Source organism: Amycolatopsis sp. TNS106 (assembly GCF_019330265.1).
Lineage (GTDB): Bacteria > Actinomycetota > Actinomycetes > Mycobacteriales > Pseudonocardiaceae > Amycolatopsis > Amycolatopsis lurida.
Window position 1 is genome coordinate 3,436,099 of record NZ_CP024972.1, and the last position, 23,242, is coordinate 3,459,340.

Annotated in this window: 21 protein-coding genes; 8 read left to right on the plus strand and 13 right to left on the minus strand. The window is 68.8% G+C overall.

The features are described 5' to 3' along the window. Nucleotides 1-9: 9 nt before the first annotated feature. From CVV72_RS15190 to CVV72_RS15200, 3 genes are all read right to left on the minus strand, one after another. The gene (locus CVV72_RS15190; protein WP_255632776.1) at nucleotides 10-2,265 is read right to left on the minus strand and encodes a UvrD-helicase domain-containing protein; all 2,256 of its coding nucleotides are present in this window, start codon (nucleotides 2,263-2,265) and stop codon (nucleotides 10-12) included. A gap of 70 nt (nucleotides 2,266-2,335) precedes the next feature. Then, entirely contained in the window at nucleotides 2,336-2,566 is a 231-nt protein-coding gene (locus tag CVV72_RS15195; protein WP_219153043.1) for a hypothetical protein, read from the minus strand. Between the two features lie 236 nt (nucleotides 2,567-2,802). Beyond that, a complete protein-coding gene (locus CVV72_RS15200) occupies nucleotides 2,803-3,816 on the minus strand; it encodes a heme o synthase (protein ID WP_219153044.1) in 1,014 nt (337 codons plus the stop codon). Between the two features lie 298 nt (nucleotides 3,817-4,114). On the opposite strand from CVV72_RS15200, the gene tkt reads away from it, so the two are divergent. The 7 genes from tkt (at nucleotide 4,115) to CVV72_RS15235 (ending at nucleotide 14,069) form a co-directional block, all read left to right on the plus strand. Further along, nucleotides 4,115-6,217, plus strand: a complete 2,103-nt coding sequence (tkt, locus tag CVV72_RS15205) for a transketolase (RefSeq protein ID WP_219153045.1) — start codon at nucleotides 4,115-4,117, stop codon at nucleotides 6,215-6,217. Nucleotides 6,218-6,227: 10 nt separating this feature from the next. Then, on the plus strand, nucleotides 6,228-7,340 hold the full coding sequence (gene tal, locus CVV72_RS15210) for a transaldolase (RefSeq protein ID WP_219153046.1): 1,113 nt from the start codon (nucleotides 6,228-6,230) through the stop codon (nucleotides 7,338-7,340). A gap of 8 nt (nucleotides 7,341-7,348) precedes the next feature. Continuing rightward, the gene (locus CVV72_RS15215) at nucleotides 7,349-8,968 is read left to right on the plus strand and encodes a glucose-6-phosphate isomerase (protein ID WP_219153047.1); all 1,620 of its coding nucleotides are present in this window, start codon (nucleotides 7,349-7,351) and stop codon (nucleotides 8,966-8,968) included. Continuing rightward, nucleotides 8,965-10,494, plus strand: coding sequence for a glucose-6-phosphate dehydrogenase (gene zwf / locus CVV72_RS15220; protein ID WP_063270998.1), 1,530 nt, complete (start codon nucleotides 8,965-8,967; stop codon nucleotides 10,492-10,494). The genes CVV72_RS15215 and zwf overlap by 4 nt, the downstream gene beginning before the upstream one ends. Next, nucleotides 10,491-11,495 carry a glucose-6-phosphate dehydrogenase assembly protein OpcA gene (gene opcA / locus CVV72_RS15225; protein ID WP_219153048.1) on the plus strand — a complete coding sequence of 335 codons (1,005 nt, stop codon included), beginning with the start codon at nucleotides 10,491-10,493 and terminating at the stop codon, nucleotides 11,493-11,495. The genes zwf and opcA overlap by 4 nt, the downstream gene beginning before the upstream one ends. Then, on the plus strand, nucleotides 11,492-12,247 hold the full coding sequence (gene pgl / locus CVV72_RS15230; protein ID WP_219153049.1) for a 6-phosphogluconolactonase: 756 nt from the start codon (nucleotides 11,492-11,494) through the stop codon (nucleotides 12,245-12,247). Before opcA ends, pgl begins: the two co-directional genes overlap by 4 nt. Nucleotides 12,248-12,866: 619 nt before the next feature. Beyond that, nucleotides 12,867-14,069 carry a sensor histidine kinase gene (locus tag CVV72_RS15235; RefSeq protein ID WP_167373484.1) on the plus strand — a complete coding sequence of 401 codons (1,203 nt, stop codon included), beginning with the start codon at nucleotides 12,867-12,869 and terminating at the stop codon, nucleotides 14,067-14,069. Between the two features lie 107 nt (nucleotides 14,070-14,176). Here the strand turns inward: CVV72_RS15235 and CVV72_RS15240 are convergent, their stop codons facing one another. The 8 genes from CVV72_RS15240 to CVV72_RS15275 form a co-directional block, all read right to left on the minus strand. Next, nucleotides 14,177-14,518, minus strand: coding sequence for an RNA polymerase-binding protein RbpA (locus CVV72_RS15240; RefSeq protein ID WP_034311760.1), 342 nt, complete (start codon nucleotides 14,516-14,518; stop codon nucleotides 14,177-14,179). 65 nt (nucleotides 14,519-14,583) lie between these two features. Next, a complete protein-coding gene (gene secG / locus CVV72_RS15245) occupies nucleotides 14,584-14,814 on the minus strand; it encodes a preprotein translocase subunit SecG (RefSeq protein WP_016333144.1) in 231 nt (76 codons plus the stop codon). 152 nt (nucleotides 14,815-14,966) lie between these two features. Further along, nucleotides 14,967-15,752 (minus strand): triose-phosphate isomerase, encoded by a 786-nt coding sequence (tpiA, locus tag CVV72_RS15250; protein WP_037344017.1) that lies wholly within the window; start codon nucleotides 15,750-15,752, stop codon nucleotides 14,967-14,969. Beyond that, the gene (gene pgk, locus CVV72_RS15255; RefSeq protein WP_304511510.1) at nucleotides 15,752-16,960 is read right to left on the minus strand and encodes a phosphoglycerate kinase; all 1,209 of its coding nucleotides are present in this window, start codon (nucleotides 16,958-16,960) and stop codon (nucleotides 15,752-15,754) included. The genes tpiA and pgk overlap by 1 nt, the downstream gene beginning before the upstream one ends. Before the next feature lie 9 nt (nucleotides 16,961-16,969). Further along, nucleotides 16,970-17,974 (minus strand): type I glyceraldehyde-3-phosphate dehydrogenase, encoded by a 1,005-nt coding sequence (gene gap / locus CVV72_RS15260; protein ID WP_034311751.1) that lies wholly within the window; start codon nucleotides 17,972-17,974, stop codon nucleotides 16,970-16,972. A gap of 178 nt (nucleotides 17,975-18,152) precedes the next feature. Continuing rightward, on the minus strand, nucleotides 18,153-19,340 hold the full coding sequence (locus tag CVV72_RS15265) for a winged helix DNA-binding domain-containing protein (protein ID WP_219153051.1): 1,188 nt from the start codon (nucleotides 19,338-19,340) through the stop codon (nucleotides 18,153-18,155). Nucleotides 19,341-19,389: 49 nt separating this feature from the next. Beyond that, nucleotides 19,390-20,697 carry an acyltransferase gene (locus CVV72_RS15270; protein ID WP_219153052.1) on the minus strand — a complete coding sequence of 436 codons (1,308 nt, stop codon included), beginning with the start codon at nucleotides 20,695-20,697 and terminating at the stop codon, nucleotides 19,390-19,392. Nucleotides 20,698-21,101: 404 nt separating this feature from the next. Beyond that, nucleotides 21,102-21,545, minus strand: a complete 444-nt coding sequence (locus CVV72_RS15275) for a nitroreductase family deazaflavin-dependent oxidoreductase (RefSeq protein WP_219153053.1) — start codon at nucleotides 21,543-21,545, stop codon at nucleotides 21,102-21,104. A gap of 66 nt (nucleotides 21,546-21,611) precedes the next feature. Between CVV72_RS15275 and CVV72_RS15280 the strand changes: the two genes are divergently transcribed. Then, nucleotides 21,612-22,538, plus strand: coding sequence for an AraC family transcriptional regulator (locus tag CVV72_RS15280; RefSeq protein ID WP_219153054.1), 927 nt, complete (start codon nucleotides 21,612-21,614; stop codon nucleotides 22,536-22,538). 12 nt (nucleotides 22,539-22,550) lie between these two features. On the opposite strand, the gene CVV72_RS15285 is transcribed toward CVV72_RS15280, so the two are convergent. Further along, nucleotides 22,551-22,967 (minus strand): type II toxin-antitoxin system VapC family toxin, encoded by a 417-nt coding sequence (locus CVV72_RS15285; protein WP_219153055.1) that lies wholly within the window; start codon nucleotides 22,965-22,967, stop codon nucleotides 22,551-22,553. Beyond that, entirely contained in the window at nucleotides 22,957-23,223 is a 267-nt protein-coding gene (locus CVV72_RS15290; RefSeq protein ID WP_037320919.1) for a type II toxin-antitoxin system Phd/YefM family antitoxin, read from the minus strand. Before CVV72_RS15290 ends, CVV72_RS15285 begins: the two co-directional genes overlap by 11 nt. Between the last annotated feature and the right edge of the window lie 19 nt (nucleotides 23,224-23,242).

The window sequence follows — 23,242 nt, forward strand, 5'->3', positions numbered from 1 at the left end:
CGGCCGACCTTAGCCAAGACCCTCCAGCGCGGGAACAAGGTCACCGGTCTGCACTACGCCCATCCGACGGGTCGCCCTGGTCAGGGCCACATAAAGATCGTTGAGCCCACGCGGCGATTCGGCGATGACCTCGTCGGGGGCCACCAGCAGCACCGAATCGAACTCCAGGCCCTTCGCCCGCTCGACCGGCATCACCGACACCCGGTCCCCCGCCTCGCCGAGCGTCTCCGAGAGCGAAGCGACCAGGGGCGACGGGCACAGCACGGCGACCGTCCCACCGTCCACAGCGGACAGTTCGGCCTCGACGAGGCCGGGCAGTTCCACGGTGAGATCCGCCGGGTCCACGGACCGCAGCCAGGGTTCGAAACCCGTCTCCCGCACCGAAACCGGCGCCTCCAGTTCCGGGTTGACCTCGGCGAGCACCCGGGACGCGACGGCCATGATCTCCGCCGGGGTCCGGTAGTTCACGGTCAGTTCTTCGAGCCGCCAGCGATCGGCGACGTACGGCGAAAGCGCCTCTCCCCACGTCCGCGCCCCACCGGCCGCCCCGGTCTGCGCGACGTCGCCGACCAGCGTCATCGACCGGTTCGGCGACCGGCGCATCAGCAGCCGCCAGTCCATCGCGGTCAGTTCCTGCGCCTCGTCGACGATCACGTGCCCGAAGGTCCACGTCCGGTCCTGAGCGGCCCGCTGCGCCGCGGTCATCTCACTGCGGCGCTGCTGACGTTCGGCGAACAGCTCCGCGTCGAGGACGTCGCCCACCCTCAGCAGTTCCTCGTCGACGATCTCCTCGTCCTGTTCGAGGATGTCGAGTACGCCTTCCGCGTAGGCGCGGTCTTCCCGCTCGCGGCGAGCGGCCTCGGCACGGGCTTCGGTGTCGTCCTCGCCGAGCAATTCGGCGAGTTCGTCGAGCAGCGGGACGTCCGACGGGCTCCACCTCGCGTCCGTCGGGCTGTAGAGATGCTCACGATCGGTGTCCGACAAGGCCTTTCCGGCCGCGCTGCGCAACCGTTCGCGGTCAGCGAACAGCTCGTCGAGCACGATCTCGGGGGTGAGTTTCGGCCACAGCCCGTCGATCGCGGCGGCCACGTTCCGATCCGCGGCGACCTCCGCCCGGATGTCCTGGACGTCGCGCGCGTCGAGCAGGTCCTCCCCCAGTTTCCGGGCGGCCTGCCGGGTCAGCGCGTCGAGGAGGTCCGAGACGAAGATCCGCCGGGCGAGGTTGTGCGGACGGCGCGACCGGCGGGCCCGCGTCCGCGCCTCGGTGCAGGTCTTGCGGTCGAGCATGAGGATCTCGCGCTCGAATTCGATCTCCAGCACCGGTTCCGGCACGCGCTGCCGGTCGCGGACCGCGTTCGCGAGCACGTCGGCCATCACCGGACGGCCCTTGATCTCGGCGGCCTCGCGGGTGACCGGGCCGTCGGCGTCCAGCCCCGGATACAGCTGCCCGATCGTGGCCAGCAGCACCCCGGTCTCGCCCAGCGACGGCAGGACCTGCCCGATGTAGCGAAGGAACGTGCTGTTCGGCCCGACCACCAGCACGCCGCGCGTGGTGAGCTGCTGGCGGTGCGTGTAGAGCAGGTACGCGGCACGGTGCAGCGCGACGGCGGTCTTGCCGGTTCCCGGGCCGCCCTGGACCACCAGGACTCCGTTCGGCGACGCGCGGATGATGCGGTCCTGCTCGGCCTGGATGGTGGCGACGATGTCGCTCATCTCACCGGTGCGACGGCGTTCGAGCGCGGCCAGAAGCGCCGCCTCGCCCGCGAGCCCGAGGTCCTGGCCCTGGTCGGCGGCGGACAGGTCGAGGATCTCGTCGTCGACGCCGACGACCTTCCGGCTCAGCGACCGGATGTGGCGGCGCCGCCGCACACCTTCGGGGGAAGCGGCGGTGGCGAGGTAGAAGGGCCGTGCGACCGGCGCGCGCCAGTCGACGAGCAGCGGACGGTAGTCGTCGTCCTCGTCGAACAGCCCGAGCCGCCCGATGTAGGTGGTCTCCTCGCCGTGCTCCGGAAGGAAGTCGAGGCGGCCGAAGCACAGGCCCTGCTCGACGGAGCTCAGCTGGGCCAGCCGGTCGGTGTACAGCGTCGTGGCGACATCGCGTTCGGTACGCGCCTGCGGGGTGCCGCCGGTCTGGCGCAGCGTCTCGTCGAGCCTGCGCTGCGCGTCCACGCGTTCGGCGTCGAGCTTGCGGTAGAGGGTGGTGACGTACTGCTGCTCGAGCGCGACGTCCTGCTCGAGCGCGTCGGGTTCCCGGTCCGGGGACACGGACAAAAGCAGCCTGCTTTCGAGAGGTGGGACAGGGGCCGAACGGATTACAACGGCGCCCGCCATCATCTCATTCCCGCACGCGTACCCGGACCAGGAGGAAGGCGGTGAGGGACAGGACGGTGGCCACACTCGCCCACACGACGTTCTCGTGGAGCAGCGCGGCGAAAGTGGCCGCGACACCCGCGAAATCGCGCTCGACCATCGGGAGGGAAGGGAGGTAGATCGTCGTCGCCATCTGGGCGGTGAAGACGATCAGGCAGGCGACCGCCATGGTCGCGCGCTCGGTCGTACTCGTCACTCCGCCGGACGGTACTGACGGGTGGCTCGGACCGGCAACGCGCGCCGCCCACGGGAACGGCCAGAGGTTCGAGCGTCCTGAAGGACGCCTTCAGGCCAGGTTCCCAATGTCGCTTTGGAGACGCTCAGCGACTCAAATGCGACATTGGGAACCCTCCCGCCAGCAGAGCACCACACGCGTGAAGGCCCCCTTCGCTCGGCTGAGCCGAGCGAAGGGGGCCTTCACGCGCTACAAGATCAGAAAGGCAGCCCGATGACCGGCAGCCCGATCGCCGAGTCGACCGCCAGCGCGACGAACACGATCATCAGGTACGTGTTCGACCGGTGGAACAGCGACATCGGCTTGGTCTCCTCACCGCGCCGCACCGCCGCGTTCAGGCTGTGCGCGTAGAAGAGGAACCAACCACCGGCGAGCAAAGCGAACGTCGTGTAGATCCAGCTCGTCACCGGGACCAGCAGCAGCGTCCACGCGACCATCACCCACGAGTAGATGACGATCTGCCGCGCCACGTGCTGCGGGGTGGCGACCACCGGCAGCATCGGCACACCGGCGCGCTCGTAGTCGTCGCGGTACTTCATGCCCAGCGCCCACGTGTGCGGCGGGGTCCAGAAGAAGATGACGCCGAACATCACGAACGCGGGCCACTCCACGGTGCCGGTGACGGCGGCCCAGCCGATGACGACCGGCATGCAGCCCGCCGCACCGCCCCAGACGACGTTCTGTGACGTACGCCGCTTCAACACCAGCGTGTAGACGAAGATGTAGAAGAGGATCGTCACGATCGCGAGGATCGCCGAGAGCAGGTTCACCGTGAAATAGAGCACGACGAACGACAGGACGCCGAGCACGAGACCGAAGATCAGCGCGCCGCGCCGGGGCACCGATTCCTTCACCAGCGGGCGGCGCTTGGTGCGGTTCATCACCTTGTCGATGTCCGCGTCGATGACGCAGTTCAAGGCGTTGGCGCTGCCGGCGGCCATGGTGCCGCCCACGAGCGTCGCGAGAACCAGCCACGGCGACGGGATTTCCCGGCCGGCCAGGAACATCGCGGGAATCGTGGTGACCAGGAGGAGCTCGATCACCCTGGGCTTCGCGAGGGCGGCGTACGCGCCGACGACCTGGCGGATTGTTCGCCGGCCACCGTGCGGTCCGTCCCCATGGCTCGGGCCCGCAAGCGACCCTCGCGCACCGGTCGGATGTACGGCGCTGGTGCTGTCACTGCGTCCGTGCGCAGCGTTCACCAACGACATTTCACTCCCTGCGTCAGTTTTCGGGGCGGGGTCCACCAGGCTTCCGGGTGATGTGGCGGCCCCGGATCCCGTGTTCTGAACCCTTCCTCGATGTTAGACGTGCTGTTTCCAGAGGGTGATCGCGGGTCCTCGACCGGCCGAACCATTAGGCTGGCCGCGGTAGCTCGCGGCGTACCTCTGCGAACGGCCCGGACCAGGAATATCGTCCCTTCCGGATCGATTGAGATTAGTAGCGGTACCCATGGGTTACCCACGAGGGAAGAGAAGCCACAACCTGATGACGGGGAGTTCGAGTTCAGTGTCCGAAACCGCCTCTACCAGCGAGAAGAACCCACTCCTCCGGCGCAACGTGCCCGCCGACTGGACCGACCTCGACACGCGGGCCGTCGACACCGTTCGGGTGCTCGCCGCGGACGCGGTCGAGAACTGCGGCAGCGGTCACCCCGGCACCGCGATGAGCCTGGCGCCGCTCGCGTACACGCTCTTCCAGCGGACGCTGCGTCATGACCCGGCGGACCCCGAGTGGCCCGCTCGTGACCGCTTCGTCCTCTCCGCCGGTCACTCGAGCCTCACCCTCTACATCCAGCTGTACCTCGCCGGGTTCGGCCTGGAGCTGGAAGACCTGAAGCAGCTGCGCAAGTGGGACTCGAAGACCCCGGGTCACCCGGAGTACCGCCACACCAAGGGCGTCGAGACCACCACCGGCCCGCTCGGACAGGGCCTGGCCAACGCGGTCGGCATGGCGATGGCGGCCCGCCGCGAGCGCGGTCTGCTGGACCCGGACGCCCCGCAGGGCGAGAGCATCTTCGACCACTACGTCTACGTCGTCGCTTCCGACGGTGACATCGAAGAGGGCGTCACCGCCGAGGCCTCCTCGATCGCCGGCCGCCAGGAGCTGGGCAACCTGATCGTCTTCTGGGACGACAACGAGATCTCGATCGAGGACGACACCAAGATCGCGCTGTCCGAGGACGTCGTGAAGCGCTACGAGGCGTACGGGTGGCACACCCAGGTCGTCGAGGGTGGCGAAGACGTCGTCGCGATCGAAGAGGCCATCAAGGCCGCGAAGGCCGAGACCGAGCGCCCGTCGTTCATCGCGCTGAAGACCGTCATCGGGTACCCGGCGCCGAAGAAGATGGGCACCGGCAAGGCCCACGGCGCCGCGCTCGGCGCCGAAGAGGTCGCCGCGGTCAAGGAGATCCTGGGCTTCGACCCGGAGCAGAGCTTCCAGGTCGACGACGAGGTCATCGCGCACACCCGCCAGGCCGTCGACCGCGGCAAGACCGCCCGCGCCGAATGGCAGGAGAAGTTCGAGGCGTGGGGCGCCGCGAACCCGGAGCGCAAGAAGATCGCGGACCGGATGTCGACCCGCACGCTGCCCGAGGGCTTCGCGGACAACCTGCCGAAGTGGGAGCCGGACGCCAAGGGCATCGCGACCCGCAAGGCCTCCGGTGAGGTGCTCAACGCGCTCGCCGAGCCGCTTCCCGAGCTGTGGGGCGGTTCCGCGGACCTCGCGGAGAGCAACAACACCACCATGAAGGGGGCCGACTCGTTCGGCCCGGAGAAGGCTTCCACCGACATGTGGAAGACCAGCCCGTACGGCCGGACGCTGCACTTCGGCATCCGCGAGCACGCGATGGGCTCGATCCTCAACGGCATCGCGCTGCACGGCGGCACCCGCCCCTACGGCGCGACGTTCCTGATCTTCTCCGACTACATGCGCCCGCCCGTGCGGCTGGCCGCGCTGATGAAGGCGCCGGTCACCTACGTGTGGACGCACGACTCGATCGGCCTGGGCGAGGACGGCCCCACCCACCAGCCGATCGAGCAGCTCTCCGCCCTGCGCGCCATCCCCGGCCTCAACGTCGTCCGCCCGGCGGACGCCAACGAGACCGCGTACGCGTGGAAGGCCGTCCTGGAGGACGTCCACCACCCGTCGGGCCTCGCGCTGACCCGGCAGAACGTGCCGGTGCTGGAGGGCACCAGCGCCGAAGGCGTCAAGCGGGGCGGTTACGTCCTCGCCGAGGCGTCCAACGGCAGCCCCGAGGTCGTGCTGATCGCGACCGGCTCCGAAGTCCAGCTGGCCGTCGAGGCCCGCAAGACCCTCGAAGCCGACGGCATCCCGGCGAGCGTCGTCTCGATGCCGTGTGTCGAGTGGTTCGACGCGCAGGAGCAGTCCTACAAGGACTCCGTCCTCCCGCCGTCGGTCAAGGCACGCGTTTCCGTGGAAGCCGGTATCGCCCAGTCGTGGCACCGCTTCACCGGTGACGCCGGGGTGAACGTTTCGATCGAGCACTTCGGTGCTTCGGCCGACGCCGCCACACTGTTCCGTGAGTTCGGTTTCACCGCGGAGGCAGTCGTCGAGGCCGCCCGTCGCTCGATCGCCAACACCAAGAACTGAAGGGGAAAGCATGAGCAACGACAAGCTCGCTCAGCTGTCCGAGGCAGGCGTCTCGATCTGGCTCGACGACCTGTCCCGTGAGCGCCTGAACACCGGCAACCTCGCCGGCCTCATCCGCGACAAGCACGTCGTGGGCGTGACGACCAACCCGACGATCTTCGCCAACGCGATGTCGAAGGGCGAGGCGTACGACGAGCAGACTCGCGAACTGGCCGCCCGCGGCGCCGACGTCGAGGCCACAATCCGCGAGCTGACCACCACCGACGTGCGCAACGCCGCGGACCTGTTCCGCGACGTCTACACCGCCACTAACGGGGTCGACGGCCGGGTGTCCATCGAGGTGGACCCGCGGCTGGCCAAGGACTCCGACAAGACGGTGGCCGAGGCGCAGGACCTGTGGAAGACCGTGGACCGGCCGAACGTGCTGATCAAGATCCCGGCCACCGAAGAGGGTCTCCCGGCGATCACCAAGACCCTGGCCGAGGGCATCAGCGTCAACGTCACGCTGATCTTCTCGGTCGAGCGGTACCGGGCGGTCATCGAGGCCTACTTCGCCGGGCTTGAGCAGGCGAAGGCCAACGGCCACGACCTCAAGGGCATCCACTCGGTCGCGTCGTTCTTCGTGTCTCGTGTGGACACCGAGATCGACAAGCGGCTCGACGCGATCGGCACCGACGCCGCCACCGCGCTGCGCGGTGAAGCCGCGATCGCCAACGCGCGCCTCGCGTACGCGGCGTTCGAGGAGCTCTTCGCTTCGGACCGCTGGAAGGCGCTCGCCGAGGCCGGCGCGAACGCGCAGCGTCCGCTGTGGGCCTCCACCGGCGTGAAGGACCCGCAGTACTCCGACACCCGCTACGTGGACCAGCTCGTCGTCAAGGACACGGTCAACACGATGCCGGAGAAGACCCTCGACGCCGCGGCGGACCACGCCGACGTCACCGGCGACACGGTGACCGGCAAGGCCGCCGACGCGCAGGCCGTCTTCGACAAGCTGAGCGCGATCGGCATCGACATCACCGACGTGTTCCTGACCCTTGAGAACGAGGGCGTCGAGAAGTTCGAGAAGTCGTGGACCGAGCTTCTCGAGACCGTCACCGGGCAGCTGGACAAGGCAAAGGACTGATCTGGACCATGGCAGGGGAAACGACCGGCGTCGAAATCGTCGACGCCGCCCTGGCCGGCGAAGCCGCTCCGTTCGCGGAGCGGCTCGTCGCCGACCAGGTCGCATCGAAACTGGCGTCCCAGGACGCCACACTGTGGGGTCCCGAAGCCGAGTCCGAAGCGTCGATCCGTCTCTCGTGGACGACGCTGCACAAGTCCTCGCGGCCGTTGATCGGCGAGATCGAGGCACTGCGGACCGACCTGCGCTCCGAGGGCGTCGACCGCGTCGTCCTCGCGGGCATGGGCGGTTCGTCGCTGGCCCCCGAGGTCATCACCGCGACCGACGGCGTCCCGCTGACGGTCCTCGACACCACCGACCCGGGTCAGGTAGCCGACGCGCTGGCCGGTGACCTGGAGCGCACGGTCATCGTCGTCTCGTCGAAGTCCGGCGGCACCGTCGAGACCGACAGCCACCGGCGGATCTTCGCGAAGGCCTTCGCCGACGCGGGCATCGACGCGGCCCGGCGGATCGTGGTCGTCACCGACCCCGGCTCGCCGTTCGCGGAACTGTCCGAAAAGGAGGGTTACCGCAAGGTCTTCCTCGCCGACCCGAACGTCGGTGGCCGTTATTCGGCGCTGACCGCGTTCGGGCTCGTCCCGGCCGGGCTCGCCGGCGCGGACGTCGCCCGCCTGCTCGACCAGGCCGCTTCGGTGGCCGACGAGCTGGCCGCCGACTCCGTGGACAACCCCGCGGTCAAGCTCGCGGCGGCGTGGGTCGCGGCGCACGAAAAGGGCGCCGAGAAGGTCGTCATCGCCGACACCGGTTCGGGCATCAAGGGTTTCGCCGACTGGGCGGAGCAGCTGATCGCCGAATCCACCGGCAAGCAGGGCACCGGCCTCCTGCCGGTCGCCGTCGAGGGCCCGGACTCCCCCGGGTTCGCCGACGCCAAGGACGACGCCACCCCGGTGGCGGTCGGATCGGCCGAAGGCGCCGCGAAGATCTCCGTGACCGGCTCGCTCGGCGCGCAGTTCCTGCTGTGGGAGTTCGCCACCGCGCTCGCCGGACGGCTGCTCGGGATCAACCCGTTCGACCAGCCCGACGTCGAGGCCGCGAAGAAGGCCGCACGCTCCCTTCTGGACAACCCGGACGCGCTCAAGGGCGGCGAGAAGCCGTCCACTGTGGACGGCGCGGTCGAGGTGTTCGGCTCGGAAGGCGTGGCCACCGACGGGAAGCTCGCGGACATCCTGCGGGCTTTCTTCGACTCCGCCCCGGAAACCGGCTACATCGCGGTGCAGGCCTACCTCGACCGTCTCGATGACGCGTCGACCGCGGTCCTGCGCGGCGAGATCGCCAAGCGCACCGGCCGCCAGACCACCTTCGGGTGGGGGCCGCGGTTCCTGCACTCGACCGGGCAGTACCACAAGGGCGGGCACCAGAACGGTGTCTTCCTGCAGATCACCGGCGCTGTCGAGGACGATCTCGACGTTCCGGACCGGCCGTACACGCTCGGCGTGCTCCAGCACGCCCAGGCACTCGGGGACGGCCAGGTGCTCGCCGAGCACGGTCGTCCGGTCTTGCGCCTGCACCTCACCGACCGGGCCGCCGGCCTGGCCGAACTGGTCCGCGCGGTACAGGAGGCCGGCGAGTGACACGAGCCTGGAACAACCCGCTGCGCGATCCGCGCGACAAGCGGCTGCCGCGGATCGCCGGGCCGTCCAGCCTGGTGATCTTCGGCGTCACCGGTGACCTCGCCCGCAAGAAGCTCATGCCGGCGATCTACGACCTCGCCCACCGCGGCCTGCTGCCCGCCGGGTTCTCGCTCGTCGGGTTCGCCCGGCGGGACTGGGAGCACCAGGACTTCGGCGAGCTCGTGCACGACTCGGTCAAGGAGCACGCGCGGACGCCGTTCAAGGAGTCGGTGTGGAACCGGCTCGCCGAAGGGATCCGCTTCGTCCAGGGCACCTTCGACGACGATGACGCCTTCGACCGGCTCGCGCAGACGGTCAAGGACCTCGACGCCGAGCGGGGCACCGGTGGCAACACCGCGTTCTACCTGTCGATCCCGCCGAGTGCGTTCCCGGTGGTGACCAAGCAGCTCGCCCGCTCCGGCCTCGCCGAGGCGAGCGAGGACACCTGGCGCCGTGTCGTCATCGAGAAGCCCTTCGGCCGCGATCTCAAGAGCGCCAAGGAGCTCAACGAGATCGTGAACGACGTCTTCCCCGAGGAGTCGGTGTTCCGCATCGACCACTACCTCGGCAAGGAGACGGTGCAGAACCTGCTGGCGCTGCGCTTCGCGAACCAGCTGTTCGAGCCGATCTGGAACGCCAACTACGTCGATCACGTGCAGATCACCATGGCCGAGGACATCGGTCTCGGCGGCCGCGCGGGGTACTACGACGGCATCGGCGCCGCACGCGACGTCATCCAGAACCACCTCCTGCAGCTCCTCGCGCTGACCGCGATGGAGGAGCCGGTCTCGTTCGCCCCGCGCGCGCTCCGTGCGGAGAAGGTCAAGGTGCTTTCGGCGACCAAGCCGCTGGCGCCGTTCGACGAGACCACCGCGCGCGGGCAGTACGCGGGCGGCTGGCAGGGCGGGATGAAGGTGCCGGGCCTGCTGCAGGAAGGCGGTTTCGCGAAGGACTCGACCACCGAGACCTACGCCGCGGTGACGCTGGAGGTGCAGAACCGCCGCTGGGCGGGGGTTCCGTTCTACCTGCGCACCGGCAAGCGGCTGGGCCGCCGGGTCACCGAGATCGCCGTGGTGTTCAAGCGGGCGCCGCATCTGCCGTTCGACTCGACCTCGACCGAGGAACTGGGCCAGAACGCGCTGGTGATCCGGGTGCAGCCCGACGAGGGCATCACGCTGCGGTTCGGGTCGAAGGTGCCGGGGACCACGATGGAGGTCCGCGACGTCACCATGGACTTCGGCTACGGACACGCGTTCACCGAGTCGTCCCCGGAGGCCTACGAACGGCTGATCCTGGACGTGCTGCTCGGCGAACCGTCGCTGTTCCCGGTGAACGAAGAGGTCGAACTGTCCTGGGAGATCCTGGACCCGATCCTCGACCACTGGGCCAAGAAGGGCGCGCCCGAGGCGTACCCGCCCGGTTCGTGGGGACCGCCGTCCGCGGACGAAATGCTGGAGCGTACCGGCCGGAACTGGAGGCGTCCGTGATCATCGACCTGCCGTCGACCACGACGTCGCAGCTGAACAAGAAACTCGTCGAGATCCGCGAACAGGGCGGGCAGGTCGCGCTCGGCCGCGTGCTGACGCTGGTCATAGTCGCCGACGACGACGACAAACTCGAAGAGGCGATCGAGGCGGCCAACGAGGCCAGCCGGGAACACCCCTCACGGGTGATCGTGGTGGCCAAGGGCGCGCGGACCGCGGCGCCGCGGATCGACGGCCAGATCCGGGTCGGCGGCGACGCCGGCGCGAGCGAGGTCATCGTCCTGCGGCTCTACGGCCCGCTGGCCTCGCAGGGGCAGAGCGCGGTCGTGCCGCTGCTGCTGCCGGACGCGCCGATCGTCACCTGGTGGCCGGGTACCGGTCCGAAGGCTCCGGCCAAGGACCCGCTCGGTGAGCTGGCCCAGCGCCGGATCACCGACTCGGCGGCGGAAAAGGCGCCCATAAGGGCACTCACCACCCGGGCGAAGTCCTATGTGGAGGGTGACACCGACCTGGCGTGGACCCGGCTGACCAGCTGGCGCGCACAGCTGGTGTCCGCTCTGGACCTTCCGCCGCATGAGAAGGTCACCGGCGCGACCGTGACCGGTGAGGCCGACTCGCCGTCGACCGAACTGCTCGCCGGCTGGCTGGCCGAGTACCTCAAGGTGCCGGTGAGGCGGGTCAAGAGCAGCGGTGCCGCGGGCATCATCTCGGTGACGCTGGACCGGCGTTCCGGGCCGGTGGAACTGCACCGGCCGGATGGCCGGGTCGGCATGCTGACCCAGCCGGGCCAGCCGACGCGCCGCATCGCCCTGCAGCGGCGGAACAACAAGGACTGCCTGATCGAGGAGCTGCGGCGGCTCGACCCGGACGAGGTCTACGAGGCTTCGCTCCACGGGCTCGCCAAGATCTCGTCGGGCACCGCGGCCAAGGCCGCTCCGGCGAAGAAGGCGGCTCCGGCGGCGAAGAAGGCTCCGGCCGCCAAGACCGCGAACAGCGCCTCATGAGCAAGACCGAGGTCGTCGTCTATGAGAACCCGGACCTCCTGGCCGCCGCCGCGGCGGCCAGGCTGGTCACCCGGATCGTCGACGTCCAGGCCGCCAAGGGCTCTGCTTCGGTGGTGCTCACCGGCGGCGGCACCGGGATCGCGATCCTGCGCGAGCTTCGCGACTCCAGTGCCCGGGACGCCATCGACTGGTCGCGGCTGGACGTCTACTGGGGCGACGAGCGCTTCGTCCCGGCGGACTCGGACGATCGCAACGAGAAGCAGGCCCGCGAGGCGCTGCTCGACCATGTCCCGCTCGACCCGAAGCGGGTGCACGCCATGGCCCCCTCGGACGGCGAGTTCGGCGACGACGTGGACAACGCTGCCGCGGCATACGCCGATGTGCTCGCCGCCAACGACGCGGCGTTCGACATCATGCTGCTGGGCCTCGGCGGGGAGGGGCACACCGCCTCGATCTTCCCCGACAGCCCAGCGGTGCACGAGAAGGAGCGCTCGGTCGTCGCGGTGCGGGACTGCCCGAAGCCGCCGCCGACCCGGATCTCGCTGACCCTGCCCGCGATCCGTCGCGCGCAGGACATCTGGCTGGTCACCGGCGGCGACGCCAAGGCCGACGCCGTCGCGCAGGCACTGGCCGGTGCGGGTGAGGTCGAGATCCCGGTGGCGGGAGCACGCGGCTCGCGTCGCACGCTCTGGCTGCTGGACCGGGGTTCCGCCTCGAAGCTGACGAAGGTCTACCAGCCACCTACCGGCTGACGCTTCGCGCGTGAAGGCCCCCTTCCCTCGGCTGAGCCGAGGGAAGGGGGCCTTCACGCGCATCCGGGCAAGGTGCCCCCAGGCGTGACTCGCGTGATCAGACACGTATCTCGCGTGCTTGGAGGCGTAACTCGCGAGTTACGTCTCTGATCACGCGAGTTACGCCTCCAAGCACGCGAGTCGCGAGTTCGAGCACGATCGGCCGGGCCGGCGCTGACACCCTCATGGCGGAAGTCCGTGAAGGCCTCCTTCCCTACCCTGAAGGTAGTGAAGGAGGCCTTCACGGACTTCCGCGCGGCAGGGTCACCACGCGGCCACGAAACGTGACGTAGATCAACTTCCGGGGGCTTCGGCATCAGAGAGGACTTGTTCGCGCGTCGAAACGATCAACGGACCACCGAGCCCGGGTGGTCCGGTGTGGATCCGACCGACCGAACGTTCATGCACTTGTCCGCAGAGCGGACGGTGACCGGACAGTCGCTAGCCCGACTGGGGGAAACTTACCGCCCTTGTACATCCACCCGTTAGCATCCGCACATTTGTTCGTTCCTGCGCGTCCCGATCGGGCGAAGAACACGTCTCACCATCCAAGTCCACAAGACGAGTGAGGTCGCCAGCGATGAGCACAGAGGGTCTCTCGATGCCAGGTATCTCGGTGGGCGGCTCCGGAGCGGACGCCGCCGACCGGATGCGCCGTGCCGCCGGGGTCATTTCGTTCGCCAAGATCAAACGCCCGGCGCTGGTCGCGCTGGGCATCGACACACTCGCGATCTTCCTGGCCGCGCTCGACGTGTGGCTGGTGATCCCCGAGAAGGCTCAGCCGTACTCGATCTACCTGTCCGGCGCCGCGTGCCTCGGTCTCGCCTTCCGGCGCAAGTTGCCGTTCCTCGCGGTGATCGTCACCGTCCCCGGATTCCTGGCGGGCTGGTCACAGCTGGCCGCGATGATCGCACTCGGCTTCCTCGCCACCCGCAAACAGATGCACTGGCAGACCTGGACCGGGTTCGCCCTCGTCTTCACCTGCCGGTTCGTCCAGTGGCCGCTGGCCGACTTCGTCGAACTCAGCTGGCGCGAGCACGTCCTGGACGGCATCTACGGCGTCATCGTCGCCGGGATGCCGGTGGCCATCGGCCTGCTCATCGGAGCGCGGACCGAGATCTCGCAGAAGCTCTCCGAACTCGCCGCCAGCCGCGATCGTGAGCGCCGCTTCCACGCCGACGCCGTGCGCGCGGAGGAACGCGCCCGCCTCGCGCGGGAGATGCACGACGTCGTCTCGCACCAGATCACCCTGATCGCGATGCAGGCCGGCGCCCTGCAGGCGCAGACCACCGATGCCCGCTCCCTCGAAACCGCGCAGGTCATCCGGAAACTGAGCACCAAGACGCTCGAGGAACTGCGTTCGCTCGTGAGCGTGCTCCGCTCGGGGTCCGAAGACGACGGGCCCCGGCCGGGGATCAACGAACTCGACCGGCTGATCCGAGGCTCGGACGTCCCGGTGCATCTGACCGTCGAGCGGATCCCCGATCTCCTGCCCAGCCAGGTTTCGGCGGCGGCCTACCGGACGGTGCAGGAATGCCTGACCAACGTGCACAAGCACGCGCCCGGCGCCACCGCCACCATCCGGATCCAGGGCGAACACGGTTCGCTCAAGGTCGAAATACGCAACGAGCGCGCCCGGACCCCCGGTGCGGCCCTGCCCTCGGGAGGGCACGGGCTGACCGGACTGGCCGAACGCGCTCGACTGCTGGGTGGGAGCTTCGAGACCGCCGACACCGAGGACGGCGGGTTCCGGGTGCGTGCCCGGTACCCGCTCGACCGGTGACCGGCCGGTCGGCGGAGCCGCGCTGAACCCGGCTGGCCGCGGGCTCCGCTATCCCACCGCCCTGGCGACGGGATAGCGGACGCGGGCTCAGCCCTGAACAGCAGCGACTAGATCTCCCGGCGCTGGCGCAACCGCTCCAGCGCCTCGGCGAGGATGGCCTCGCCGTCGGCGTCGGAACGCCGTTCCTTCACGTACGCGAGGTGAGTCTTGTAAGGCTCGGTCCGTGGCGCGGCAGGAGGGTTCTTCTCGTCCTGCCCACCGGGGAGCCCGCAGCGCGGGCAGTCCCACTCGTCGGGAATCTCGGCGTCCATCGAGAACGAGGGCTGTGCCTCGTGCCCGTTGGCGCACCAGTAGGAAATACGGCGCCGCGGCGCCGACTCACCCCGTTCCGATTCGCCCGAAGGACCGGCACCCACACGGGTGCCCCGAATCGCGTTACCGCCAACCATGAATCCTCACACCTATAGGGATCGGCGGCGCGCCCCCCATAGGCACGCCGAAACACCTGGGTCGATCAGACCTTGAGCAGGAGCCCGAGGCCGATGATGCTGATCAGCCACACCGCGCCCAGCAGCAGCGTGATCCGGTCGAGGTTCTTCTCGGCCACGCTCGAGCCCGAGAGGCTCGACTGCATACCGCCACCGAACAGCGAAGACAGACCGCCACCACGGCCGCGGTGCAGCAACACGGCGACCACCAGCAGCACGCTGGAGGCGATCAACAGGATTTGCAGGAACAGCTTCATGTCATCCTCTGCGCTCTTGGAGAATGCAGGAAAACGGTGTGCACAGGCGGCCGGGGTTTGCAACCCAGCACCGCCAGGACACACCGTACTCCTGGACTCGTCCACTGCTGTGTGACGGACCGGATACCCAGGTTACCCGGTAGGTGCCCCGATCAGGGCAGGGGCCCGCCCGCGGCGAGTGCGCAGAGTTTGGTGAACTCGTCACCATCCAGGCTGGCACCACCGACAAGCGCACCATCGATGTTCTCGCAGGCGACGAGGTCACTGATGTTGTTGGCCTTGGCCGAGCCGCCGTAGAGCACGCGGACCGAGGACGCGACCTCGGCACCGTACTTTTCGGCGAGGGTGGCGCGGATGGCTCCGCACACCTCCTCGGCGTCCTGCGGCGTCGCGACCTTGCCGGTCCCGATCGCCCAGACGGGCTCGTAGGCGACGACGACGTCCTTGACCTGCTCGGCCTTGAGTCCCTTGAGGCCCTCGACCAGCTGGGCCGTGGTGTGGGCGATGTGCTCGCCCGCCTCGCGGACCTCAAGCTTCTCCCCCACGCACAGGATCGGCTTGATGCCGTGCTTGAGCGCCGCCTTGACCTTCTTGTTCACCAGTTCGTCGGACTCGCCGTGGTACTCACGCCGCTCCGAGTGCCCGACGGTGACGAAGCTGCACCCCAGCTTCGCCAGCATCGGGCCCGACACGTCACCGGTGTAGGCACCGGAGTCGTGCGGCGACAGGTCCTGGGCGCCGTAGGTGAGCGACAGCTTGTCGCCGTCGGTCAGCGTCTGGACGCTGCGGATGTCGGTGAACGGCGGCAGGACCGCGACGTCGACCTTCGCGTAGTACTTCTCCGGCAGGGCGAAGGCGATCTTCTGAACCAGCGCGATGGCTTCGAGGTGGTTCTGGTTCATCTTCCAGTTGCCGGCGATGAGCGGTTTGCGCGCCACTAGTCGTTCTCTCCCAGCACAGTGACTCCGGGCAGTTCCTTGCCCTCCAGGTACTCCAGCGACGCGCCGCCGCCGGTCGAGATGTGCGAGAAGCCGTCCTCCGGCAGGCCGAGCTGCCGCACGGCCGCGGCGGAGTCTCCCCCGCCGACCACGGTGAAGGCGTCGCTCTCGACCAGCGCCTCGGCCACGGCACGGGTGCCGCCGGCGAAGGACTCGAACTCGAACACACCCATCGGGCCGTTCCAGAACACGGTCGCCGCGTCGGCCAGCTTGCCCGCGAACAGTTCCCGCGACTTCGGGCCGATGTCGAGCCCCATGCGCTCGGCCGGGATGGCCGTCGCGTCGACGACGTCGAAGTCGGCGTCGGCGGCGAAGCCCGTCGCGGCGAGGACGTCCACCGGCAGGATCAGCTCGACTCCGCGCTTCTCCGCCTCGGCGAGGAAGCCGCGGACCTGCTCCAGCTGGTCCTCCTGCAGCAGCGAGTTGCCGACCTCGTGGCCCTGGGCCTTGAGGAAGGTGTACGCCATGCCGCCACCGATGAGCAGCCTGTCGACCTTGGTCAGCAGGTTGGCGATGACGCCCAGCTTGTCCGACACCTTCGCGCCGCCGAGAACGACGACGTACGGCCGAGCCAGGTCCTCGGTGAGCTTCTTGAGGACGTCGACCTCCGCCAGCACCAGACCGCCCGCGTACGCCGGAAGCGCCCGTGCGATCTCGTAGACCGAGGCCTGCTTGCGGTGCACGACACCGAAACCGTCGGAGACGAACGCGCCGCCAGGGACGAGCGCGGCCAGCTCGGCGGCCAGTTCCTGCCGCTCGGCCTCGACCTTGCTGGTCTCGCGCGCGTCGAAGCGCACGTTCTCCAGCAGGGCCACCTGACCGTCGGTCAGGCCCGCGACGGTGGCCTTGGCGGACTCGCCGACCAGGTCACCGGCCAGCGGGACGTCGACGCCGAGCAGCTCGGTGAGCTTCGCGGCGACGGGCGCGAGCGAGAACTTCGGGTCCGGCTCGCCCTTGGGACGGCCGAGGTGCGCCGTGACGACCACCTTCGCGCCCGCCTCGGCGAGCCGCTTGAGGGTCGGCAGGGCCGCGCGGACACGGCCGTCGTCGGTGATCTTGTCCCCGTCGAGCGGGACGTTCAGGTCGGAACGCACTAGTACGTACCGGCCTGAGACGTCCTCGCCCAGCAGGTCTTCGAGGTTCTTCAGCGCCATGGCTCAGGAGAGCTTGTTGCCGACGAGCTTGACGAGGTCGGCGAGGCGGTTGGAGTAGCCCCACTCGTTGTCGTACCAGCCGACGACCTTGACCTGGTTGCCGATGACCTTGGTCAGCGGCGCGTCGTAGATGCACGACGCCGGGTCGGTGACGATGTCGGCCGAAACGATCGGGTCGTCGCTGTAGCGCAGGATGCCGGCCAGGGGGCCCTCGGCGGCGGCCTTGTACGCCGCGTTGATCTCTTCGAGGGTCGCGCTCTTGGTCAGCGTGACGGTGAGGTCGGTGGCCGAACCGGTCGGGACCGGGACGCGGACCGCGTAGCCGTCGAGCTTGCCGTTGAGCTCCGGCAGGACCAGGCCGATGGCCTTGGCGGCACCGGTCGAGGTCGGGACCATGCTCAGCGCGGCGGCACGGGCGCGGCGCAGGTCCTTGTGCGGCGCGTCCTGCAGGTTCTGGTCCTGCGTGTACGCGTGGATCGTGGTCATGAGGCCCTGCTCGACACCGAAGGCGTCGTTCAGCACCTTGGCCAGCGGGCCGAGGCAGTTGGTGGTGCAGGACGCGTTCGAGATGATGTTCTGCGAACCGTCGTACTTGTCGTCGTTGACGCCCAGCACCACGGTCAGGTCCTCGCCCTTGGCGGGCGCGGAGATGATGACCTTCTTGGCGCCACCGGCGAGGTGCGCCTTGGCGGCGTCACCGGTGGTGAAGAAACCGGTCGACTCGACGACGACGTCCACGCCGAGGTCGCCCCAGGGCAGGTTGGCCGGGTCGCGCTCGGCGAGGGCCTTGATCGTCTTGCCGTCGACGACGATGCCCTCGTCGCTGACGCTGACCTCGCCCGGGAAACGGCCGAGGATGGAGTCGTACTTGAGCAGGTGGGCCATGGTGGCGACGTCGCCGAGGTCGTTGAACGCGACAACCTCGATGTCGTGACCGGCGGCCTGCACGGCCCGGAAGAAGTTGCGGCCGATGCGGCCGAAGCCGTTGACACCTACGCGAACCGTCACTGCTGCCACTCCCTTGAGACTCGTCCGGGATCGCCCCGGTAAGACGTCCTTTACTCGGGCGCAACCCTAGCGTGCGTGCTCGGGCGACCCTCTTTGCCCTGACGAGACTTCCACCACTCGGTGGGTCAGGTCAAGAATCGATTAAGACCATCGCTACCAGGCCGTCTTGTCGAAACTCTCAGCTTCCCTGTGCTAACCGTCGCTCCACCGGAGTCCGCATTCGTGGCGTGACTCGCACCTCTCCGAACCACTCGGCCAGGTGGTTCGCCTCCGCCTCGACGGCCCGTTCGACGTCCGCGCCGACGTCCTCCAGGAAGTGGTGGACGACCTCGCCGTCCGGGCGTTGCGCCCAGCCGCCGACGATGCGGCCGTCGGCCCAGACGGTGGGCCCGATGTTGCCGGTGCCGTCGAACAGCGGCGCCTTGTGCGGGCCGAGATACCAGTCGCGCTCGATCCAGCCCATCGACGTCGGATCGAGGGACGGGAGCAGCGCGACCCACAGCCCTGGCTCTTCGACGGGCTCCAGATCGTCGGCGAGGACCACGCCGGGAACGCCGTCGAGATCGACCTCGACCGGCTGGACCGCCGCGAGCGCCTTCTTCGTCTGGCCCGCCGTCCAGCCCGTCCACCAACGGAGGTCCACGATCGGGGCGGGACCGTAGGCGTAGAGCCAGCGCCAGGCGAGCTCGGCCCTGGCGGCGTCGGCGTCCCATTCGGCGAGGCCCTGTGGCAGCCAGCCCGCCATCGGGGCCCAGTAGTACTGGCTGCTGATCCAGCTGCCGCGCGGGCGGCCGCGCACGATGCGGCCGTCGACCGCGAGCTGGAACAGGACACGGCTGGTGACGTTGGCGATCGCCTCGTACGGTTTGCCCTTGGCCATCAGCAACTGCTGTTTGAGGCGCGGCTCGTCCTCGGACAGCTGCTGTGCCGTGGCGGAACCACGAGCCTTCAGGGCGCGCTCGGTCGCGTCCTCGACCTCGGCGAGCCAGCGCTCCGGCTCCGGCACGTTCTCCGGATGGCCCTGCGTGCCGAGGTGCTGCTCGAGGAGGCGGCGCTGCTTCTTGGCGATGTCGGCGGAACACGCGGCCTGCACGAGCGCCGCGTTCTCGTGCCCGAGTACGAAGACCGTGCGGCGCATGCCGAGCATCCGGATCAGCGTGCGCTCCTCGTACAGCGCGCTTTCCAGCTCGGCGACGCCGTCGCCCTTCACCCGCGCCCACGCCGACAGGTGCACCGACGCCGGATCGGTGGCGTGCAGCGCGACGACCGCGTCCGCGGCGGCGAGCACCGACTCGGCGGGCGTGGTGAGGCGATGACGCGTCGCGAGGCGGGCACGGCGCTGCCGGATATCGATCTTGGGGATCACGGATCGTTCCTACCACCGGGCCCCGACAAAACGGATCGGTCCGGACCCGTCAGTTCCGGCGTTCCCGGCCGTGGGCCAGCGGCGGCATCACTCCCCCGGGCCGCGGCCCGAAGCGAGCGACTCGAGGCGCCGGCCGGCGTGGCGGCGGAGCAGGCGGGACGGCCCGGATGACCTGGGTGATCTCGGTGTCCGGGTTCGGCGCGAGCGGGACTGCCGGAATCACCTGGGTGATCTCGGTATCCGGGTTCGGCGCGGGGCTTCCGTTGCCGGACCGGGATTCGTCCGGCACCCGGAGGTAGATCCGCAGTTTCTGGGTCGGCCGTTCGATCAGCCGCCAGGAGACCACCCCGCAGACGTACGCGGTGGGCACCGCGAGCACGATCAGCAGGTACGAATCGCGGACCCCGGCGAGCGTGAACAGCTGCTGCACCGGCATTCCCCACACGTACATCCCGTAGCTGGGATAGACCCACTGGTCGTAGCCCTCCAGCCGGCGCGGCCAGTGGTACGCCCAGGTGATCGCGCCGTAGCCCGCGGCGATGGGCAGGATGAACCGCGTCGCGGGTTCGATGGGCGGGGTGAAGTTCGCGACGAGGTAGAGCGCCACCAGCGCGTACGCGACGGCCGGGCGCAACGGGATCAGGTCCCGGTGACTGTGCAGCAGCATGCCGATGACGAACGCCACCAGGAACGCCACCATCGACCCCAGCGGCACGCTGAACAACGAGCCCCCGTTGCCGTGGAAGCCGACCGAGGCCCCCATGAACCCGTCCGCCACCATGAACGCCAGCAGCAGTGGGAACAGGACGATCCGTCCTCGCGCGAGGCCACCCACCAGTCCGATGACGAGCACGATCAGATATCCGGTGGCCTCCATCGGGAGCGTCCAGATCGAACCGTTCGCGGAGAACGGGTAGGGGTTCTCGGTGAACACGCCCGGGAGCAGATGCTGCAACGGGTACAGCATCGCGTTGTTCACGACATAGCCCCAGGTGTCGTGATTCCCCCAGTACTCGCGCGGGCTGAGCACCGTCACCAGTGGCCCGATCACGAACGCCGTCACCATGACCACGAACAGCAGCGGCGGCCAGATCCGCAGCACCCGCTTGAGCAGGTACCGCCACCACGAGGAGTCCCGCCGCCAGCTGTCCGCGATCTGGTAGCCGCTCATGGCGAAGAAGCCCATGAGCGCGAAGTACCCCAGCGAGATGTTCCAGCTCGACGGCAGGCTGGTGATCCGGCTCGGTTCGATGATCGGGAAACAGTGTTCGAAGACGACCAGGATCGCCCCGAACATCCGCAGCCACGCGAACCCGGTGTCCGGTTTCGCGTAGGTCTTCGCGCCCGGGCTGCTCATGGGCCACCGTCGGCGAGCGTGTACCGGCGCTCGTGGATCATCCGGATGTCCCCGGCCCACGGCTCACACCGCACACCCATCCGATCAACCGCCATGCGCGAGAGGCTACCGGGGCCTTGCCGAACCCATACGAGATACCGATACTTTTGGTGGGAAAGTATCTATACCAACCCTCGCCGAACACTGAGAGCACAGAAGGAGCGACCCACGGTGACCGAGTCCGATCGTTCACGCCGGGAACGCAAGCTGGGGCTCGTGGTGATCGTGACGTTGTTCCTCGTCCTGGAGGCCGCGGTGATCGGTTACCTCGTCACGTCGAACTGAGCGGCTACCTGGCTGTCAGGCGTTCACGGACTCGGCGATCGCCACGCACACCAGGTGTCACAACGGCTGAGCGTGAAGGGCTAGACCCGCTCCAGCTCGAAGACCGGGATGACGCGGCGGGTCTTGCTCTGGTACTCGGCGAACTGCGGCATGACGGCGGACTGCCTGGCGTAGACCTCGTCGCGCTCGGCGCCGGCGAGCAACCGTGCGCGGACCGGGAAGGTCTCGGTGCCGAGTTCGACCTTCGTGTCCGGATTGGCCACCAGGTTGTGGAACCACGCCGGGTTGTCGTCCGAGCCGCCCTTGCTCGCGAAGATGAAGATCCGGTCGCCTTCGAGCAGCGGGACGAGCGGCGCGATCCGCTGAGTGCCGGACTTCGCGCCGGTGTGGTGGACCAGGACGAGCGGGTAGCCCTCGAACATGCCGCCCGCCTTCCCGCCGGTCTCGCGAAACTCGGCGATCACGGTGCGGTTGATCTGGTCGAAGTCGAACGTGTCAGTCATGACCTTGATCGTATGACGCATCCGGTGACCGTATCGATGCCTGAAAACACCACGAAGATATCCACCTGTCGCACTACCCTCGATGCCATGGACCTGTTGGCCGAAGCGCTCGCCGTGGGCGGGGTCCGCGGCGCCGCCGGAGCCCGGATCGAGGCGTCCGGACCCTGGGGCATCCTCTGGCACGGCATCACCCGCGCCGCCTTCTACGCCGTCACCTGCGGCACCGCCTGGCTGGAACTGGCCGGGCACCCGCCGCGGCAGCTCATGCCCGGCGACGTCGTCCTGTTGCCGAACGGCCCGGAGCACACTCTGCGCAGCGCTCCGGACGTCGCGATCATTCCCAACCTGTGCACGGCGGCGGAGAAGGCGCGAGCCTGCGGCGGCGTGTTGCGGCTCGGGTCCGGCGAGGTGGACACCCATGTCCTCGGCGCGTCCTACGACTACGACCCCGCGGTGTCCACCCAGGTGCTGGCCACCCTGCCCGAGCTGGTGCACATCCGCGCGAACCACGTCGGCGGTGGACTGGACGACACCGTCCGCCTGTTGTCGCGGGAACTGGCCTCACCGCAGATCGCCACGGAATTCGTCCTCAACCGGCTCGTCGACATCCTGCTGGTCCAGTTGCTTCGCGCGTGGCGAACCGAGAAACCGGCCGAGGCGCGGGGAACCTGGCTCGGCGTCCTCGGCGATCCGCTGATCAGCGTGGCGCTGGCGAAGATCCACGAGGACCCGGCGAAACCATGGACCACCGACCTGCTCGCGACGGAGCTGGCGACCTCGTGCAGCACGCTGACCCGGCGTTTCCGCGAAACCACCGGCCGGACGCCGGGCGAGTACCTGACCCAGTGGCGGATGGACCTGGCCGCCGTCCGGCTGCGCGACACCGACGCCACCGTGGACACCATCGCCCACTCGGTCGGCTACACCTCGGTGTACGCGTTCAGCAGGGCCTTCCGCCGCGCTCGCCGTCAGGCTCCCGGGCAGTACCGGGCCTCGACACGGGGTCGTGCGTGATTCGGAGTCGTTCTAACGACCCGGCCGGGTGACCGGAACGACCTCGAGAAGTTCCTTCAGGCCTTCGAAATCCTGCGGATTGGTGGTGTACAACGGCATCCGGTGCGCGATGGCCACGCTCGCGATCATCAGATTGGCCACCCGCCGCCGGGGCGTCCTGCCCATCGCGAGCACGGACGCCGACACCCTGCCGAAGATCCTGGCCGCCTCGGTGCCGAAGGGCAGCGGGTCGAATTCGGACTCCACTCGTTGCAGCAGATCCGTACGCCGGGCCCGCTCGGCCGGATCGGTGGCGTAGTGCGGGCCCGCCGACAGTTCCGCGAGCGTGATCGTGCTGATCGACATCAGATCCGGCAGCTGGGCGTGGTCGATCGTCCGCCGGAGGATGAGGATGTTCGTGTCGAGCAGGCCGTGGACCTCAGCGGCCATAGGGATCTTCCGCCTCGCCTTCGAAAGCGTCGTCGAGGTCCGCGCGGAACCTGTCCGGGTCGATGAGCGGAGCGTTGGCCGAGCCGGTGGCGAACTGGTCGCGGGAAACGGCGTGACGGCGGCACAGCGGGACCAGCTGGGCGATGGGCGAACCACTGCGGGTCACGGTGAAGGTCTCCCCGTGCTCGACCGCGTCCATGATCTCGCCGGACCGGTTCCGGAGATCACGCTGGGAGATCTCGTGCTGAACGCTCATAAGCGCACTATAGCGCTCA